Source organism: Pseudoalteromonas sp. SWYJ118, from assembly GCF_015864505.1.
GTDB classification, from domain to species: domain Bacteria; phylum Pseudomonadota; class Gammaproteobacteria; order Enterobacterales; family Alteromonadaceae; genus Pseudoalteromonas; species Pseudoalteromonas arctica.
In genome coordinates, this window is record NZ_JADYXC010000005.1 from 212,459 (window position 1) to 231,614 (window position 19,156).

A 19,156-nucleotide genomic window follows, 5' to 3' on the forward strand; every position below is an offset into this window, starting at 1 on the left:
TGTCTTTTTGTCAGTAGTGTTATAGCTTTATACTAAAGATAACTGCAGCAAGCATACAGTTGCTGCATACGTATTCACTTAAACATTCACGGCGTATTAATCACTAATACCGTGGCAGCCATTGGCTTTAAGTCAATACTGTTAGTTAGTTTAAAAGTGTGTTGTGTGAATAATGCCTGCGCATTGGCATTTTTTGGTATAACTTCTTGCATGTAATCAAGATTATGCTTTTGTGTTACTTTGTTTTTATTCATAAAAACTAATACAGTTTGCGTATCACTAACGCGAGCATAACTATAAACACCATTTTGCGGACTAAAATGAACGAGCTTACCCTTTGCAAGCGCAGGGCTATGCTTTCTAAAGTTAAGTAGCGTGCTAATGGTCTTGTGCATATCGCGCTGCTCTTCGCTTAAACCAGCACCTGTAAACGCATTAGTTTTTTGACTTTTGAACCCACCAGGAAAATCAATTCGTATATCACCATGATCTTTACTCGGCGTGTTATCTAATATTACTTCCGTTCCGTAATACATTTGAGCAATGCCGCGCGTTGTTAAAAATAACGTCATCGCCATTTTAGTTTTAGCTAAGTCTTGCCCAAGCTCTGTATATACTCGGCTCATATCGTGATTATCAGCAAACACCATAATGTTATTGGTATCTGGGTATAAAAAATCGTTAGCTAATGATTGATATACTTTAACCCAGCCTGTACTCCAGCTTTCATCTTCATTTAAAGCTTGAATTACCGCTTCTTGTAGTGAAAAGTCCATTACACTGGGTAAGCTTGATGTGTACCCATCTTTATTTACTTTGCCGCGTTGCCAATACGACGCTATTGCAGGGTTTGAAGTCCACTCCTCACCAACAATATTAAAGTGTGGGTATTCATCCATAATGGCTTTTGTCCAATCACTTAAAAACGCTTTATCTGAATAAGAATAGGTATCTACACGAATACCGCTTAAATCGGCGTATTCAATCCACCAAATAGCGTTTTGAATTAAATACTCATTTAATAATGGTTGGCGCTGATTTAAATCTGGCATGCTAGCGACAAACCAACCATCGCTAAACTGGCGTTTATCGTAGTTACTTGCGTGTGGATCTTGAATTGTTTGGCGCGCATGGCTTGTGGCATTTTTGCCATTTTCAAACTGCCCATTAAAGTTAATCCAATCTTGAGTTGGTTTATCCTTCATCCACGGGTGCTCAGCACCAAAGTGATTAAGCACCATATCCATAACAAGCCCAATGCCCTGCTCTTTAGCCTTTATTGATAACGTTTTGTATAGGTTATTCGATCCCATTCGCGGATCAACGTTGTAAAAGTCTGTAATCGCGTAACCATGATAAGAGTAATCTGGCATGTTGTTTTCAAGCACTGGAGTAAGCCAAAGTTGTGTTACACCTAAATTATTTAAATACGGTAATGCGTTAATAACACCTTGAATATCCCCTCCATGTCGCCCGCCTTTAAAGCCTGGATTTGCAGCTTCTAGCATGCTTTTAACGGTGTCATTTGTGGAGTCGCCATTTACAAAGCGATCTGGGTTAATTAAATATAAAGCATCTGCACTTGTGAAACCTTGGCGTTGCGCGCTATTTTTATCTCGAGTAAATAAAGGAAACTCAAAGCTATGCGCTGTATTAGTGCTGTTAAACTTGAGCGTTCCTGCTTTGGCGTTATCGCTAATATTTAAATGAAGGAAAGCATAATTAGGGTTGTCGGTACGTGTTACGTTATTAAGTTCAACCCCTTTATACTTATCTAATTTAAATTCTTCGTTAGCTATATTTTGCTCATGCACGAGTACTGTAATGTTATTTTTATTCATGCCTACCCACCAATTGGCAGGCTCTACATTAAGTGCATAACTAAAGCTTGGTAAGCTACATGCGCTTACTAGTAAAAGTGTGTTTAAAAATCGCATTGTTATACCTTTTTAATGCTGGCTAAAAAATTCTGGTGAGTTGGTAACTGCGTTACAGTTGAGCTGATCAACGTTTTTAAAGTAGAGAATAAATCGCTCAGTTGATCATCACTTAGTGAATCAACAATACTGTTATAGTCACCAGGGATAAGCCCTTGCCCTATCATGACTTGCTGCCAAGCAACTTCGGCGAATAGTTCATCATCTTCACGTATTACTTTGCCTGTGTGTTTAAATAAATTCAGTTTATGGGTAAGGGAATTTGGTATATCCATTTGCCTACATTGACGCCAAAACGGGGAGTCTTCTCGCTCGGTGAGTTTGTAATGTAAAATAATAAAATCACGTATGTGCTCTATTTCAATTACGCTTTGTTTATTAAACTCAGTTACTATCGCATCGCTAATGCCATTGTGAGGAAATAGCTTAATTAAGCGTGTAACCGCAGTTTGAATTAAATGAATACTGGTTGACTCAAGCGGTTCTAAAAACCCACTTGATAAACCAACCGCAACCACGTTTTTATGCCACTGCTTTAAGCGTCGACCTGTTTTGAATTTTATAACGCGTGGCTCTGTAATTGGCTCAGCGGGTAATTTTTGAAGAAGCAGCTGTTTAGCATCATCGTCTGATAAATATCGGCTACAATAAACAAGGCCATTACCAATACGGTTTTGCAGCGGTATTTGCCATTGCCAGCCTGCACTATGTGCAATGGAGCGCGTATAAGGCTTTAGCTCATTGGTACTTTGTGTTTGAACGGCCACAGCACTATCACAGGGTAAGTAATGAGACCAATCAATAAACCCTGTATTAAGTGTTTGCTCAATTAACAAGGCACGCAGCCCTGTGCAATCTATAAATAAATCACCACTAATTTGACTATCGTTATCAAGTGCTAGGCTTTTAATATTGCCTGTATAGCATTGTTCAACATGGTCTATTTTTGCATCTATATGTTTAACACCGCGCGATATAGCCAACTTTTTTAAATATTCGGCGTAAAGTGTGGCATCAAAATGGTACGCGTAACTCAGCCCAGGTAGTTGGGTATTAGGAATTGTATTGAGTGGCGCAAATTTATGCTGTTTAGCAGCTTGGTAATTGAGTGAAAAATCCCATAGCTCGTCTTCGCAACCCGTAACTTGGCCTTTTAACCAAAAGTTATAAAAATCACAAAAAGGAAAGTCTTTACCAAACGAGCCAAACGCATGCATATAACTATGCTTTGGCATTTTCCAGTTTTCAAACTCAATACCTAATTTTATTGAAGCATTAGTGGCATTAATAAAATCTTGCTCGTTTATACCCAGCGCGTTATTAAGTTGAATAATAGGCGGAATTGTTGCTTCGCCAACCCCCACCGACCCAATAGACGATGATTCTATTAGTGTGATATTAATTACCTTACCTAACACTTTATTAAGCAGTGCTGCTGTTATCCATCCTGCGGTACCACCGCCTGCAATTACCACGTGTTTTATTGATTTCATATTATTATCCACGTTTTATTAAATTTAAGTACGGTTAAAAAGTTAGGTAAACTAGCTATAAAAAAGCCCCTGTAACACAAATTACAAGGGCTTCTACACACAGTTTTTATTATAGCTTGTAGCTAAAGCCTAACAAGTAAGTACGACCGTAATCTTGGTAATCACGTACTTGAAGTGCATTGTCGCCTGAAAGCGACGTAAACGGTTCTTCTGTCAAGTTTTGTACTTGGAACTGAATTGATAAACCTTCAAGGCTTTCAATACCCGCTTCACTAAAGTCGTAACCCGCTTGAACATCCCAAATAGTTTCACCTAAAATATCAACTTGTTCAGTGTTAAAACCTAAACCATATACATCACCTTTAAAGGCACTGCGTTTGCGCATACTGGTACGTAATTGCATACCATGCATTTCGTAGTAAACTGTTAAGCTTTGAATTTTATCCGAAAGACCTGGTAGCTCGTAATCGTTACCGTTTTGATCTTCAATATCAGACTCAATACCAGTATGGCTGGCAATTAAACCAAAACCTTCAAGAGATGGATGGAATATTTTAAATGGTAACGCCAGTGAAAGCTCGTAACCATATAAATCGCCACCGCCGCCATTTATTTTACCGCTGCCTGTACCTGATGATGTTGCAGGAGCTTCACCTGTTGAAGGGTCAGCTACGCCTGACATATCAATTGCATACGTGCCGTCAAAAATCCACTGAGTTAAATCTTTATAGAAAAACGCAGCAGAGAAGTAACCTTCATCGCTAAAGTAATTCTCGTAAGTAAAATCGTAGCCGGTTGCTTCTTTAGGTTCTAAATTTGGGTTACCACCCGATACAGACCAATAGTTGCCATTTTCATCAGGTGTTTGATTATATGAAGCATTAACTGATGAATTCATTTCATCTAAGCGTGCACGAGAAATTGTTTTAGCAGCACCAAAACGTATCGTTTGTTGCTCATCAATCGCAAGTGACAAGTTTAAGCTAGGTAATACGTGCGAGTAATCATGACTTATGTTTGTAGGTGATGTAACAACCACACCATCAACAGTACTAAATGCATTACCTTGTGATGATTGATCAGTTTGTACATAACGCACGCCCACGTTACCCGTTAATGCAAGGCCGCTTACTTCAGCATTAATATTAGCTTGAACAAATGCAGAAGTGATTTCTTCTTTTACAGTCCACGATTTAGTCGCATGACTTGTATTTGTTAAGCTCTCTGCAAGTAAGTCGTAATAACCATCATTAACTAAGCCATTTACGTCATAAGCAATCATGTCGCCCATGCCAATAAAGCCTAAATCAACACTTCCGTTGCGGTACTGTTCTGGCACGCTAAGCATGCCTGGGTTATCTAATGAGAAACTAGATAACGTCATGAAGTAACCTTCTGAATCTTTTGTTTTCTCACGTTCTTTGTAAGACATACCAAATTCAATAGAGCTTATGTACTCGTTTTCTAATACCTTTGAAGCGGCTATTTTTAATGTTGATAATTCATCTTCAATAGTAGGTGCATTTATAAAACCGTCTTGCGCTTGGTTTTCATATTCAGTACCAGTTAAACCGTATTTATCGTTAAGTGCAGAGCTTGCACCCCACGAAAGCGGGCCACCTAACTGAATTAAACCATAATCACTATAATCTAAATCATGTGAAAAAGTAGCCCCAGTGTTACCACCATTAAATGTGTAACCCAAGTTATCTGCCACACCGCGAGCATCGCCACGGCCAGTGCCTGAATAGCTTTCAACACTCCAGATTTTACGCTCTACTTGTGAATAACTTGCATCAAACTCTACTGACCAAGAATCGTCAATATCGTATTTAGTATTAAAACCAAAAGCTGTAAGTTCGGCTTCGCGTTCTTCATAGTCATTACGAACTACAACACGCTGACCTTGGGTTACAGCGCTTGTTATAAAGCCTGATGCTTCATCAACTACTACACTGTTTGAGTCGATACTACCTTGTCCCCACGCGAATGGAACTTCAATACCGCGTAAGATTTTTTCATCTGTAAAATCTACATATAACGCATCAAACGTCATACTTAGATTGTCTGTAGGTGCTGCTTCTAAAACAAGCATTGCCGAGTCACGCTCAAGCGTTGATGAACGCACGTAAGGTTTAGCACCACCTAAAATTGAATAATCGTTACCATTTTCATTGAACTCTGGGTAACCCCACGAGTTCCAACGTTTTTCTTGATTTGGTGAACTCATCGTATTTAAAGCAAATGCAACACCAATGGTATCGTCTGCAAACTGGTCAATGTATGAAATTGTACCTCGGTAACCGTCGTCGTTACCATCTGGGTTTAATTTATCAAAGCTGGTTTGCTCATACTGTCCATTTACTTGTACAACACGTTCGCCTTTACTTAAAGGGCGCACGGTTTGCATATTAATAACACCGGCAATGCCTTCAGCATCTATACTTGCATTTGGCGTTTTATAAACAGTTACACCGCTCATAATTTCTGATGGGTAAAGGTCAAATTCTACGCCGCGGTTATCACCAATAGATACCTGTTCACGACCATTAAATGTAGTACCACTTTCGTTTTCACCAAAACCACGAATAGAGACACGACTTGCTCGGCCGTCTAAGCGCTGCGCTGTTAAGCCAGGTAAACGCGCAATCGATTCAGCAATTGAAGAGTCTGGTAATTTGCCAATGTCTTCAGCCGATATAGATTCTACAACCTGTGTAGAGAAGCGTTTTGTGTTAATAGACTCAACCACACTGCCACGAAAGCCTTTAACTTCGATAACTTCTACATCATCTTTTTTTATTGTATCTTCTTGAGCAGCCTGTGTAGCAAAGCTTGATAAGCCTGCAGCTGTTAATGCCAAAGTTAATATACTTGGTTTGAACATAGACATAATGTTTTCCCGTTACCCATATTGTGATACCCGCGTTCAATGTTTAAGTGATAGTTAAACAAGGCGAGCTAATTTTGTTGTCAGGATGAATATTAACGCCAGATTTATTTTATTAACAACTTTATGCATACGTATTCAACAATTTCAATGTAGCCTAACATTAACATACATTACACACACATAACTTTAACCATATGATTTTATTAAAAATAAACAAAACAAAAAACACTGAAAGAGCATGACAGATTAAATCTATTTTGTAGAAAACTAATAGCCTTTCTACTTGAATGTAAACAAGATGAAATTAATTGGCACTGTTATATAACGTTTAAATAATTGCACATTTACTAAGTGTTAAATTGGTCAGACCATTTCTAGTAAAACCAAGGGTATATTTCCTTTATAGTACAAACTGTTAGGTTAAATTTAACTAAAAAATGAATGAATAACATAATTGGTAAACATTAAACACACAAAACGAACACCGCCAAAGAGGCGCTAAGCGCTTATTTTAAATAATTTTATTGCATTATTTTTAGTGCATACGTATGCAGACTTTTTACAGAATTACAGGCTTCACGTATGCTTTTTGAAAATAACGTGATTAATCGTAATCACAATAAAGAATAGTCTAAATACTGTGTGGAATGACGGAGAAAAGCATGACCCAAAAGCAGTGGTATAAAGGTGCGGTTATTTATCAAGTTTATCCGCGTAGCTTTCAAGATAGCAACAACGATGGTATTGGTGACTTAAAAGGGATTATTAATCGTATTGATTACATTAAAAGCTTAGGCGTTGATGCAATTTGGATTTCACCTTTTTTCAAATCGCCGATGAAAGACTTTGGCTACGATATTAGTGACTACCGTGACATTGACCCGCTTTTTGGTGATTTAAACGATTTTGATGAACTTATTAGCCAAGCCCACGATCGCAACATTAAAATTATAATTGACCAAGTACTAAGCCATACATCAGATCAACACCAATGGTTTACAGATAGCCGCGAAAATCAAAATAACGATAAAGCGGATTGGTATGTTTGGGCTGAAGCTAAAGATGACGGCACAGCACCTAATAATTGGCTGTCTATTTTTGGTGGTGGCGCGTGGCAGTGGGAACCTCGCCGTGGGCAATATTATTTGCATAACTTTTTAACCGAACAACCCGATTTAAACTTTCATAATCCTGACGTAAGACAAGCTGTACTTGATAACGTAGAGTTTTGGCTTAAAAAAGGCGTTGATGGCTTTAGATTAGATGCTATTAACTTTTGTTATCACGATGCACAACTTCGCGATAACCCAGCTAAACCAAAAGATAAGCGCCAGGGTCGTGGTTTTAGTGAAGATAACCCATACGCATTTCAGTATCATTACTACAACAACACTCAGCCAGAAAATATTGAGTTTATGCAAGACATTCGCACATTACTTAATAAATACCCAGGTACTGTATCGCTTGGCGAAATCTCATCAGAGGATTCATTGGCGACAATGGCGCAGTACACCCAAGGTGGCGATAAGCTGCACATGGGATATAGCTTTGAGCTCTTAACAAATGATTATTCAAGTGAATATATTAGAACTACGGTTCAAACTCTTGAACAACGTATGACTGAGGGTTGGCCGTGTTGGGCATTTAGCAACCATGATGTAGAGCGCGTAGCAAGTCGCTGGAGTGAAAATGGCGAAATAAACCCTCAGCAATGTAAAATGCTAACCGCCCTACTTGCTTCCCTTCGTGGCAGTGTATGTATGTACCAAGGTGAAGAATTAGGTTTAGGTGAGGCAAGTGTTGCCTTTGAAGACTTACAAGACCCATATGGCATAACATTTTGGCCTAATTTTAAAGGGCGTGATGGCTGTAGAACGCCAATGCCTTGGGAGCAAGCTGATTCACCTCATGCGGGTTTTAGTGACGTAAAACCTTGGCTACCTGTTGATGATGCACACAAACAGCAATCAGTCGCTGTGCAAACTAATGATAGCAACTCAATTTTAAACGCCTACCGTGAGTTTATGGCGTGGCGCAAGAGCCAAACTGTTTTACTTGAGGGTGATATTGAGTTTATTGAAACGCCTGAGCCTGTGCTTGCTTTTTATAGAACGCTTGGACCGCAAAAAATGCTGTGCATATTTAATCTAAACTCTCAACAAACAAGTATTGATATGCCAACATCAATCGTTAAAGAATACAATGAGCTTAGCCACCACAGCGCAAAATTAAGCCAAGACACACTTACGCTTGAGCCTTTCGCTTGCTTTTATGCAAAGTGTTAATGACATCAAGAATTACACTTAATATTACAGCTAAGTTCTAAACATAAAAAGCCCAAGTAAATTACTTGGGCTTTTTTGTGCATTTAATTTTTCTAATGACTTTGGGTTTTACTGTTTAAGTAGTCAGTTAAAGCAAATAAAACGCCTGACATTACAAACGTGACATGAATAGTCACTTTCCAAAGTAGCTCATCACTTGGATATGCGCCTGAGTTTATAAATACTTTTAATAACTCAACAGCAGAAATAGCGACTATCGCACTTATTAATTTCATCTTTAGACCTGAAAAACCAACCTTTCCCATCCAAGATGGTCTGTCTTCGTGATTATCAATATTAAGCTTAGAAACAAAGTTCTCGTAACCACTAAATGTAATGATCAGCAATAACCCCGCTAATAATGCTGTATCAACTAAAGTTAGAATACCGACAAGTAACTCTTGATTGGTTGCTGTAAATGTCGCAATACCCATTAAATAAAGCTGCTTAAAAAACTTTATTAACAACAGTACAACTGCAAATAGTAAACCCACAAAAAATGGGGCTAGTAGCCAACGCCCTTTAAAAATAAAAGATTCTAATGCATGCTCTACTTTATTAGCTTGGCGTGGTTTTTTATTAGGGGTGTGTGATGACATTGATTTGTCTTTTAATTAAAAAAGCGACCTTAGCTTATAAACCACTGCAACACAATGCTGCGAAATCCTGACAAGTAAATTACTCATCCTCACGATAAAAAAATTTCGTTATCTTTTATTTCGTTTTCGTTTAAAAATCAGTATACCAACAGAGTTGTTCTGGATTGGGCACTACTGGTTTAAACCTAATCTTAAACTGGGTAAATCAGTCATCACACCATTTTTTTAGGAATAAACGAATGAAAAAAGCATTGCTAGCATTAATCGTAGCTCCACTATTTGCAGTATCTGCGACTTACGCGGTAGCAGACGATGCGCCAACAGCTTCAGCCGAAATGGTAAAAGAATACACAGAAATGTGTGTTAACTGGGCTAAAGATGATGACGTAAGCAATGAAGAGCTAAATGCCTACGTATTAAAATGCGTAAATGATGAGCTTGAATCTGAAGGCTATAAAAAAGTATCTTCTGTTAAGATTTAATCATACCAATTGCATTAAATTAATGTTCTATTATACCGCTAAGAAAATAGCTCAATAGCAAGTGAAATAGCATGACATATAGTTGTTTTATATGAATGTTTTTTAACGCAGTGAGTGGGTTATTTAGTGCAATATAATGACCATTTTTTAATAAAATTGGTATCTCCAATACGCTTAGTTGAATGTACTGCTAATAAAGCCGTTGCGAAAACATTCAACTAAGCACAAAAAAACCGGAATAGACACAAGCTGTGCGTTCCGGTTTTTTTATGGTTTTTTAAAACCTATAAAAAGTTATGAATAAGCGATAACGTGCTTATTCATCTTCTTTTTTAGCTTTCGCTTTAGGCTTTGCTTTAGCTGGTGCCTTTTTTGCAGCAGCTTTCTTTTTAGGTGCTGCCTTTTTCTTCGCTTCTTCTGTCCATTTACCTGCTTCATAATGAGCAGTCCAGCCAGTAGCTTTACCGTCAACTTCAGTCATAACATACTGAGCTTTATTTTTACGGCTATAGCGTACAACAGCAAGATTACCATCAGGATCTTTAGCAGGTGCATCTGCTAAGTAATAAAACTTAGGCGAAATACGGTCTCTAAAGCGTTTTAACTCTTCTACTTTAGGTGCACGTGTTTCACGAGACTTAGGAAAAGTATTTGCAGCTAAAAATATACCCGCGGCGCCATCACGTAATACAAAATACGCATCTGACTTTTCACACTCTAACTCAGTAATGTGAACAGGATCTTCTTTTGGTGGAGCAGCTTCGCCACTTTTAAGTAGTTTACGTGTATTTTTACACTCGTCATTATTACAGCCAAAGTACTTACCAAAGCGACCAGATTTAAGCTCCATGTCAGAGCCACATTTATCACATTCGATAATTGGTCCGTCATAGCCTTTAATTTTAAAGGTACCTTCTTCAACTATATGCCCTTTACATGCTGGATTATTACCACACACATGTAATTTACGGGTTTCGTCAATTAGGTATGAATCCATTGCCGTTTCACAAATCGGGCAACGTTTCATCTGCATTAGCTTTTCAGTTTCTTCGTCTTCGACATCGGCTGCAACCGCTTCATCGCCCGACACTAAGTTCATTGTCGTTGTACAACGCTCTTTAGGTGGTAAGCTATAGCCAGTACACCCTAAGAAAACACCAGTTGATGCTGTGCGTATACCCATTTTTCGGCTACACGTAGGACATTCAATATCCGTTTCAACCATCTCGTTGAGACGCATACCGCCATTTTCTGGCTCATCTTTAGCGACAGTTAATTGCGTTGAAAAATCAGCATAAAATTTATCAAGAACTTCAGTCCATACTCGCTCGCCTTCAGCGATGTCATCTAAACGGCCTTCCATTTTTGCTGTAAAATCAAAATTCATTAAATCAGTGAAGTTTTCAACCAAACGATCGGTAACTATTTCACCCATTTTTTCAGCAAAGAAACGGCGATTTTCTACACGTACATAACCACGATCTTGAATCGTTGATATAATTGACGCATAAGTAGATGGACGACCAATACCGCGTTTTTCAAGCTCTTTTACTAAACTTGCTTCACTAAAGCGCGCTGGCGGTTTAGTAAAATGTTGCTTAGGATCAAGTTCGATTAAAGTAAGGACTTCACCTTCTTTAACAGCCGGTAGTGATTGATCTTCTTCGTTTTTCTTACGTATCGCAGGTTGTACTTTTGTCCAACCATCAAAGCGGAGCACACGGCCTTTCGCTTTAAGCTGGAAGTCGTTAGCTGCAACAGTTAGTGTTGTTAAATCGTATTCAGCAGGTACCATTTGGCACGCTACAAACTGACGCCAAATTAGCTCGTACAGTTTTTTAGCATCAGCATCTACACCTTCAACATGCCCAGATAACACGGTAACGCTTGAAGGACGTATTGCTTCATGCGCTTCTTGTGCATTACCTTTAGAGCTGTAGCTAATTGGATCTTTTGGTAAATATTTAGCACCAAACTCGTTTGTTACATACTCACGACACATTTCAACCGCGTCTTTTGAAAGATTAGTTGAATCGGTACGCATATACGTAATATAACCGCCTTCATACAAACGCTGAGCAAGCATCATGGTCTTTTTAACGCCATAACCTAAACGTGTACTTGCCGCTTGCTGCATGGTTGAAGTAATTAATGGCGCACTTGGGCGACTTTTACTTGGTTTTTCTTCAACGCTAATTACTTTATATTCTGCATTCTCAAGGCTTTTAACCGCTGCGCTAGCCTGAGCTTCATTTACAGGCTTAAATGGCTTTCCTGCTTGTTTGGCTACTTCTAAGCGTAACTCAGACTCAGTATTTTTAACGTCAGCGTGAATATCCCAAAATTCTTCTGGAATAAATGCTTTAATTTCACGTTCACGCTCTACTAATAAACGTACAGCAACAGACTGAACTCGTCCTGCAGAAAGTCCGCGGGCCACTTTAGCCCACAATAAAGGTGATACCATAAAGCCAACAACACGGTCTAAAAAGCGACGTGTTTGCTGAGCGTAAACCATATCAGTATTAAGCTCGCCAGGTGTTTCAAACGCTTGCTGTATTGCGTTTTTAGTAATTTCGTTAAAAACTACGCGCTTATATTTAGCAGGATCACCACCAATGATTTCTTGAAGGTGCCAAGCAATTGCTTCCCCTTCTCTATCCAAATCCGTTGCGAGATATATTTGGTCTGCATTTTCAGCCAGCTTTTGTAATTCTTGAACAACTTTTTCTTTACCAGGCAGTATTTCGTAATGCGGATCCCAGCCTTGGTTTGGGTCTATACCCATACGCGCGACTAAGTTTGTATAATCTCGTTGCTTTTTATACGCTGCTTTCTCTTCAGGTTCCATTTTACGAACTTCTGCTGGCGTTTTAGTTGCCGGCACTTTAGCTTTGCTCGAACCTGAAGTAGGTAAATCTCGTACATGCCCAATACTGGACTTTACGATGAAGTCATTACCTAAATATTTATTAATTGTTTTAGCCTTAGCAGGAGACTCTACAATTACTAGCGATTTGCCCATAGTTGCCTATTTCTAACCAAATATTGAAAATGTGTTTTGCCGACATAAGCGGCGCGAATATTTATAGGTATATCTACAAACACTAGTTGTTACAAGCTTTTAATACAAACTTTTCAGTATTTACTGAATAAACGAACAATTTTTGTCGTTAAATTAAACAAACTAGTGTTTTTAGATTAATTGATGTGGAATATATAGAACAGAAACAAAAATGCCAACCTAAAGGTTGGCATTTTTAAAATAAAGCCTTATTTACTATCGTAAATTTCGATTCCTTTGGAGACTGTTTTAGTGCCACCAGCCTGAGTAGTAAACTCAAATGTTATTGAAAGTACACCGTCAAATTTATCATTACCATCCGCTTCACGAGAAATACGAACATCTGAATACATTGGTTTATCCGTATTCGTACTTGGAATAATAGCGTTATTTTCGATAATAGATAAGTCGCCATTTGTAGAGGCTATAGATACAGTTGTACCCGCTGGTAGTGGATTACCAAACTCATCTGTGTAGTGAATACGAACTGTAATACCAGATAAGCCAACTTCCAATAGTTGAGGATCAGTTTCATCTGGATCCGTTTCATCATATTCAGGGTTATCTGCAAAAACATTTGATAAATCAACTGCTGATATATCACAACGCTCAGATACATCGGATGGCTCAAGTACTGCTGTAACTGAAACAGAGCAATCTGCTGGTACATAAACAGGATACGGTGCATCAAGAATATCCGTTGTTTTCAACACAGAAAAACGAACATATGGATTATCTCCAGACATAACCAATTCAATTTGTTTACGCACTTCAATTAGCTCTCGAGAACACTCACCTGCATTTTCAGCGGCTTCGCTACATAATAAGCCATTATATTTACCATCAGCAAAGTCATAAATACCGTCATTATCTAGGTCTCGCCATGTTTCATTATGACCACCTCGTGAAATTAACTCAGAACATTCATCCGTAGACGGGTCATAATTTGAAGCATCTGCATCACTACAGTTTGCTTTATCGAAGGCTGCATTTTCATTGTGATCTATAAATGCTTCAGGTAAATCGTAACTAGTATAATACTCACCAATATCAAACAAGCCATTGGTGCGTTTAACATCATCAGTGGTTTGCTCATCTACAAAGTTCTCTTGTCCTTTAGTGACAGCGAGAACACTTACACGTCCTCCCATAACAACGCCATCAGCATTATTTTTAGCGCGTGTAATACCATTTATACAAGGAGCTGCAATACCAAAATATGGGTCACAATTTATAATACCTGTTTTTGGATTAATACCTTCTGTAGTTGTTGCGTCCCCGTCAATATCGCCAATTCGGTTACCCCATTTGTAATCATAAAATGGACGGTCTCCTTGAGAGCGCCAGGTTACAATACAAGTAGCATCGTCAGTTTTACAAGTAACTTCATTGCTAGATGAGCCAATGACACCAGCTTCAGCTAAAATAGTTGCCTCTACACCGTCACCGTTATAATTATTAAATTGGTCACCAAAATATACCGTAATATCATTTAAAACACCGTTATAATTAAGTGAGTTAGTATTGAACGTATTTGGGCTTGCATCAAAACTGTTTTGGTCTGTTACGCCTGAAGCGAGCGTTAATTGAGCCGATACAGAACTTATCTGCTCGCTCAATGGTACTAAAGTAAGTGTTCCGTCTGGACAAATTTCATTGCTTGGTTCTGATGTACACAGTTCTACATCATCAACCCAACACGTTAAATCATCACCTTCAGGTAAATTATTAACATCTTCTTTAGAAATAAAACACGCTTTTACCACTAATGGACCAGGCACTATGCCAGATTCAACCGTTGTCTGAACAAAGCCTTCATTATTTGTATCACTTGTTCTAAGTGACAGTTTAGCTGCCCCCACTGAATCTGTTAACTTGAAATCAATACGTTGCTGCGTAGATGCAAGACCATCCGCATCTATTAGCTTAAATCTAACGATCGATTGAGTCGGGGCGCCGCCTTCACCTGGAGGTAATGCAATAAATGTTTCACTGACATCAACAAACTGTATTGATTGTACCGCTGATGTTTCCACAGGAATAATCGTAGTAGCAGTAAAGTTTTTACCGCCTGTCTCAACCGTGATATTAATATCATCGTCAATACTACAACCTGTAGCTCGGTATGTTGATGTTGCGATACCACTTGATGATTTTACTGATGCATCAATTACTGAGTCGCCGCTAATTACACACGTTGAGCTGAACTCAACATCTGTTGGAGTTAAGTATAAATTACCATCTTCATCTAAAAGTGTTACTTCAATAACTGTACTACCACCTGCTTTTAAAGGAATAACATTTCCTGAAGAATCTTTATTTAGCCCGTTATCAACCTCTAGGGTTAAATCAGCAATACCTACAGCAAAATTAGTTGAATTACTTTCACCTACAGACGTTACAGTAACAGTACCTGCGCCACCAGTATTACCAGGTTGCAATTTTAGTAAAGCAATACCAAAGTTATCAGTAAGGGCTGTCCCAGATGAAGGGAGAACAGAACCTAAATTTGTTGAAATATTAACTAGCGAATTTTTACTACCTTCACCACTTTGCTCATCAATGACTTCAACAAATAATTCACCTAGTTCTGATGAAGAGATAGTATTAGCTACCGTACAACCCGATGCTGCTTGTGTAGGGTCAAGTTTTACGCTAGAACGATTATCGTCCCAGCCTGCGTTACAGCCTGTTAAGAGCTTTACTGATATAGAGAATTGTGCCAGATCAACTGGTGCAGAATCACCTGATGAATAAAATACAGCTGTATTACTCACTTCTGTTGAGTTAGTAGGATTATAAGTTGCAACAACTTGACCTGCGCCTTTAAAACTACCACTAGAGAGAGTTACTTTTGCTTCACCCGCTGAGTTTGTAATTGCAGTTCCTAAGTCTGGCGTTATTTTACCTGTGAAGTTTGTAGTAAAAGTAACAAGCTGCTCGCTAAGTGCAACTCCATCATTTTTTAAAGTCGCTGTAACCGTGCCTAAGTTGTCAGTTGTAACCGGGTTTGTATCCGAATACTTAGCACCATTTTCATCGACAATATTTACTGTTAGAGTTGTTGACCCACTAACACCAGTATCATCACCCTGCCCACCGCTTGATTGAAAAGCAAAAGTACTTGTATAAGATTCACCATCGACTGAATAGGTAGCGGTTACTTCTCCAGCACCGGCTTGAGCACCGGCTGTAAGTTCAACCGTTGCAATACCATCGTTTTGAGTTAATGCACTTGATGGAGACAGTTCACCAATCTCATCTTCTAATGTAAACGTAATGCGCTTACCCGCAACAATTACACCGTCTTGAGTAAGAATTGCGCGTAAATCTAAAGAGGAGGTAGCGGTAACAGAATTTGACTCTATTGCGTCTGTTTGAGAATACCCCTTTAATGAAACCGAGTATGTAGCAGCCTCTGTAGTGGAATCACCATCACTTATAGAACCGTCTTTTTCAAGTGACCCACCGCCACCACAGGCTGTGAGTAAAAAACTTAGCAATGAAATGCCGAGCAGTCGCATTAAAGGCATGAACCTCTCCCTAGCGTTGTTATTATAATTAAAATTAATTTACACTTAATATTAACCTATAACTTAGTCTAAAATCACAGTTTTTTATTACTTTTTTGTGCAAAATATTTTTAAATAAATACTAACTTTTTCTGTAGTAAATATTTCCTTGCTGGTAGTCTATGGCAAATTTATAAAATGTAGATCAGGAAATATGTCAAAAATCCGTTCAATGAGTTTAACCACTCGCATCATGATTGGTATGGCGCTTGGGGTTACAGTAGGTTTTATATTTCAGGCTATATTAGCTGGTGAAGACGATTATCTAATACCACTTGGGTTATTCTCTTTGCCAATTAAAGCCTTTTTTGTTGATGGTATTTTCCATGTTGGTGGTCAAATATTCATTGCCAGCTTGAAAATGTTAGTTGTGCCTCTTGTTTTTGTATCGCTTGTTTGTGGTACCTGTAGCTTAAGTGACCCTAAAAAACTAGGCCGCCTAGGTGGTAAATCTATTGGTTTATATTTATTAACTACAGCTATTGCTATAACAGTGGCGATTACACTTGCCTTATTATTTAGCCCGGGTGAAGGTATAAGCTTGCCATCTAATGCAACCTACGATGCTAAAGAAGCACCTACCCTTGCACGTGTAATTATAGATATGTTTCCTACAAATCCTTTTGAAGCAATGGCCAAAGGCAATATGCTTCAAGTTATTGTGTTTGCACTTTTATTTGGTGTAGCAATGGCATTAAGTGGTAAAGCAGGAAAACGTGTTGCTACCGTATTTGAAGATTTAAACACTGTGATTTTAAAACTAGTTACGCTTTTAATGAATATTGCCCCTTATGGCGTGTTCTTTTTAATGGCAAAACTGTTTACAACAATTGAGCTTAACTTAATTGTGAGCTTAGCGAAGTACTTTGGCGTTGTAGTGCTTGCACTGTTATTACATGCTTTTGTAAACTACACATTGCTTTTAAAAATATTAACGGGCTTAAACCCGCTTATTTTCTTAGCAAAAATGAAGCACACATGCTTATTTGCATTTAGTACCTCGAGCTCAAGCGCAACTATGCCTATTACACTTGAAACTGCTACTAAAAAGTTAGGTGCTAATAACTCGGTTGCCTCATTTACTATCCCACTGGGTGCTACCATTAACATGGATGGCACTGCCATCATGCAAGGTGTGGCTACCGTGTTCATTGCACAAGTGTTTAGTGTCGATTTGACAATATCTGATTATTTAATGGTTATATTAACAGCAACACTTGCCTCTGTAGGTACAGCAGGCGTACCTGGTGTTGGTTTAATAATGCTGGCAATGGTACTTAACCAAGTTGGCTTACCTGTAGAAGGGATTGCAATTATTATCGGTGTAGATAGATTACTTGATATGACACGTACAGCAGTTAATGTAACCGGCGATTGTATGGTTACCTGTGTTGTTGCCAAGTCTGAAGGTGAGCTAGATGAGAGCATTTTTAACGACCCTAATGCAGCTAAAGACTTAGAAGATTATCATAAATCTATTGACTCATAAGCTACATTTATACAGCTATAAAAAAACCTTGATGCAATCCATCAAGGTTTTTTTCGAGTAAAAATAATTTAACTGAATCCTGAAAAAGATTCTAATCTAAGGATTTAACAACTTAAACTTAGAAAGTAAGTTTATTCCCACTTTATTTACACCACTACTCAAGCCAAGAGCTAGCTTATCGCTCAACCCTTTTTTAACTTTGTATTTAATCTTATAAATTTGGCGCTCATGTTGCTGCTCTAGCAATGCATCATCACTTGTTTTTATAACATCTACCAAGCCTTTATCAATTGCTTGAGTTGCAAACCAATGCTCACCTGTCGCAACTAAGTTTATATCTAAGCTTGGACGTTGAGTGCTTACAAACGTTTTAAATAAACCATGTGTTTGTTCAATTTCTTCACGAAATTTTTCACGGGCCTTATCTGTGTTTTCACCAAATAAAGTAAGTGTGCGTTTAAATTCACCTGCTGTTATTTGCTCAAATTCAACATCATTTTTCTTTAATATTTTATTAAAGTTAGGTATTTGAGCTATCACACCAATAGATCCAACTATTGCAAAAGGCGCTGCAAGTATCTCGTCCGCGACACACGCCATCATGTAACCACCACTTGCTGCCACTTTATCAATTGCAACACTTAGAGGAATACCCGCACTTTTAATACGCTGTAACTGAGATGCAGCAAGTCCGTAGCCATGTACAACACCGCCACCACTTTCTAAACGAATAAGTACTTTGTCTTTACTTGGATCGGCAATAGAGATAATAGCCGTTATTTCTTCTCGTAAGCTTTCTACTTCGTGAGCGTCCATACTACCCACAAAGTCAATTACATATAAACGAGGTTTAGGCTCATCTTTATCTGCTTTTTTACTCTTTGATTTAAGTTGTTTTTGATGCGCTTTAAGCTCTTTTTTACCCAACGTATTTTGTAAAAAACTTTCTTTAAGTTCAACTAGCTGCTCTGATATATCATCAATTTGTATTTCACCTTTTTTGGCCTTTGGCTTAACTGCAGCGCCAACTATTAGCATTAAAACAACTGCGATAGCGATAACAAAAGTAACTGTTTTAGCAAAAAACAAACCGTATTCGTATAAAAATTCCAACTGGTTTCTCCATTTATAAATTTCAGCTAATTTAGCATGCTTTAAAGCAAAAAAAAGCCACTTTTCAGTTAACACCGATCAGTTAAGGTATTTTTGATCGGTTGACCGATCTTTTGGTTGCTTCACAATACCCTTATCATCTTTTGATTATGAGGGTATTTTTATGCTTAGTCATTGGTTACTTGATACG

General features: G+C 38.3%; 10 protein-coding genes. 3 read left to right on the forward strand and 7 right to left on the reverse strand.

The window, feature by feature from the left end:
* Positions 1–86 precede the first annotated feature (86 nt).
* The 3 genes from I6F48_RS07915 to I6F48_RS07925 form a co-directional block, all read right to left on the reverse strand.
* A complete protein-coding gene (locus I6F48_RS07915; RefSeq protein WP_197119205.1) occupies positions 87–1,937 on the reverse strand; it encodes a glycoside hydrolase family 13 protein in 1,851 nt (616 codons plus the stop codon).
* 2 nt (positions 1,938–1,939) lie between these two features.
* Positions 1,940–3,430, reverse strand: coding sequence for a tryptophan halogenase family protein (locus tag I6F48_RS07920; protein WP_197119206.1), 1,491 nt, complete (start codon positions 3,428–3,430; stop codon positions 1,940–1,942).
* 109 nt (positions 3,431–3,539) lie between these two features.
* Entirely contained in the window at positions 3,540–6,323 is a 2,784-nt protein-coding gene (locus I6F48_RS07925) for a TonB-dependent receptor (protein WP_197119207.1), read from the reverse strand.
* A 662-nt stretch (positions 6,324–6,985) separates the two neighbouring features.
* Between I6F48_RS07925 and I6F48_RS07930 the strand changes: the two genes are divergently transcribed.
* A complete protein-coding gene (locus I6F48_RS07930) occupies positions 6,986–8,608 on the forward strand; it encodes an alpha-glucosidase family protein (protein WP_165727403.1) in 1,623 nt (540 codons plus the stop codon).
* 92 nt (positions 8,609–8,700) lie between these two features.
* Here I6F48_RS07930 and I6F48_RS07935 read toward each other — a convergent pair whose 3' ends face one another.
* Positions 8,701–9,246 (reverse strand): TIGR00645 family protein, encoded by a 546-nt coding sequence (locus tag I6F48_RS07935; protein WP_007582598.1) that lies wholly within the window; start codon positions 9,244–9,246, stop codon positions 8,701–8,703.
* 239 nt (positions 9,247–9,485) lie between these two features.
* Between I6F48_RS07935 and I6F48_RS07940 the strand changes: the two genes are divergently transcribed.
* Positions 9,486–9,728, forward strand: a complete 243-nt coding sequence (locus I6F48_RS07940) for a hypothetical protein (RefSeq protein ID WP_007582596.1) — start codon at positions 9,486–9,488, stop codon at positions 9,726–9,728.
* A gap of 316 nt (positions 9,729–10,044) precedes the next feature.
* On the opposite strand, the gene topA is transcribed toward I6F48_RS07940, so the two are convergent.
* Both topA and I6F48_RS07950 read right to left on the reverse strand, forming a co-directional pair.
* On the reverse strand, positions 10,045–12,753 hold the full coding sequence (gene topA, locus I6F48_RS07945; RefSeq protein WP_165727402.1) for a type I DNA topoisomerase: 2,709 nt from the start codon (positions 12,751–12,753) through the stop codon (positions 10,045–10,047).
* A 248-nt stretch (positions 12,754–13,001) separates the two neighbouring features.
* The gene (locus I6F48_RS07950; RefSeq protein WP_197119208.1) at positions 13,002–16,325 is read right to left on the reverse strand and encodes a hypothetical protein; all 3,324 of its coding nucleotides are present in this window, start codon (positions 16,323–16,325) and stop codon (positions 13,002–13,004) included.
* A gap of 193 nt (positions 16,326–16,518) precedes the next feature.
* Between I6F48_RS07950 and I6F48_RS07955 the strand changes: the two genes are divergently transcribed.
* Complete coding sequence (locus I6F48_RS07955) at positions 16,519–17,853, forward strand: dicarboxylate/amino acid:cation symporter (protein ID WP_007582590.1); 1,335 nt, start codon at positions 16,519–16,521, stop codon at positions 17,851–17,853.
* A gap of 96 nt (positions 17,854–17,949) precedes the next feature.
* Here the strand turns inward: I6F48_RS07955 and sohB are convergent, their stop codons facing one another.
* Positions 17,950–18,966 carry a protease SohB gene (gene sohB / locus I6F48_RS07960; RefSeq protein WP_197119209.1) on the reverse strand — a complete coding sequence of 339 codons (1,017 nt, stop codon included), beginning with the start codon at positions 18,964–18,966 and terminating at the stop codon, positions 17,950–17,952.
* Positions 18,967–19,156 lie beyond the last annotated feature (190 nt).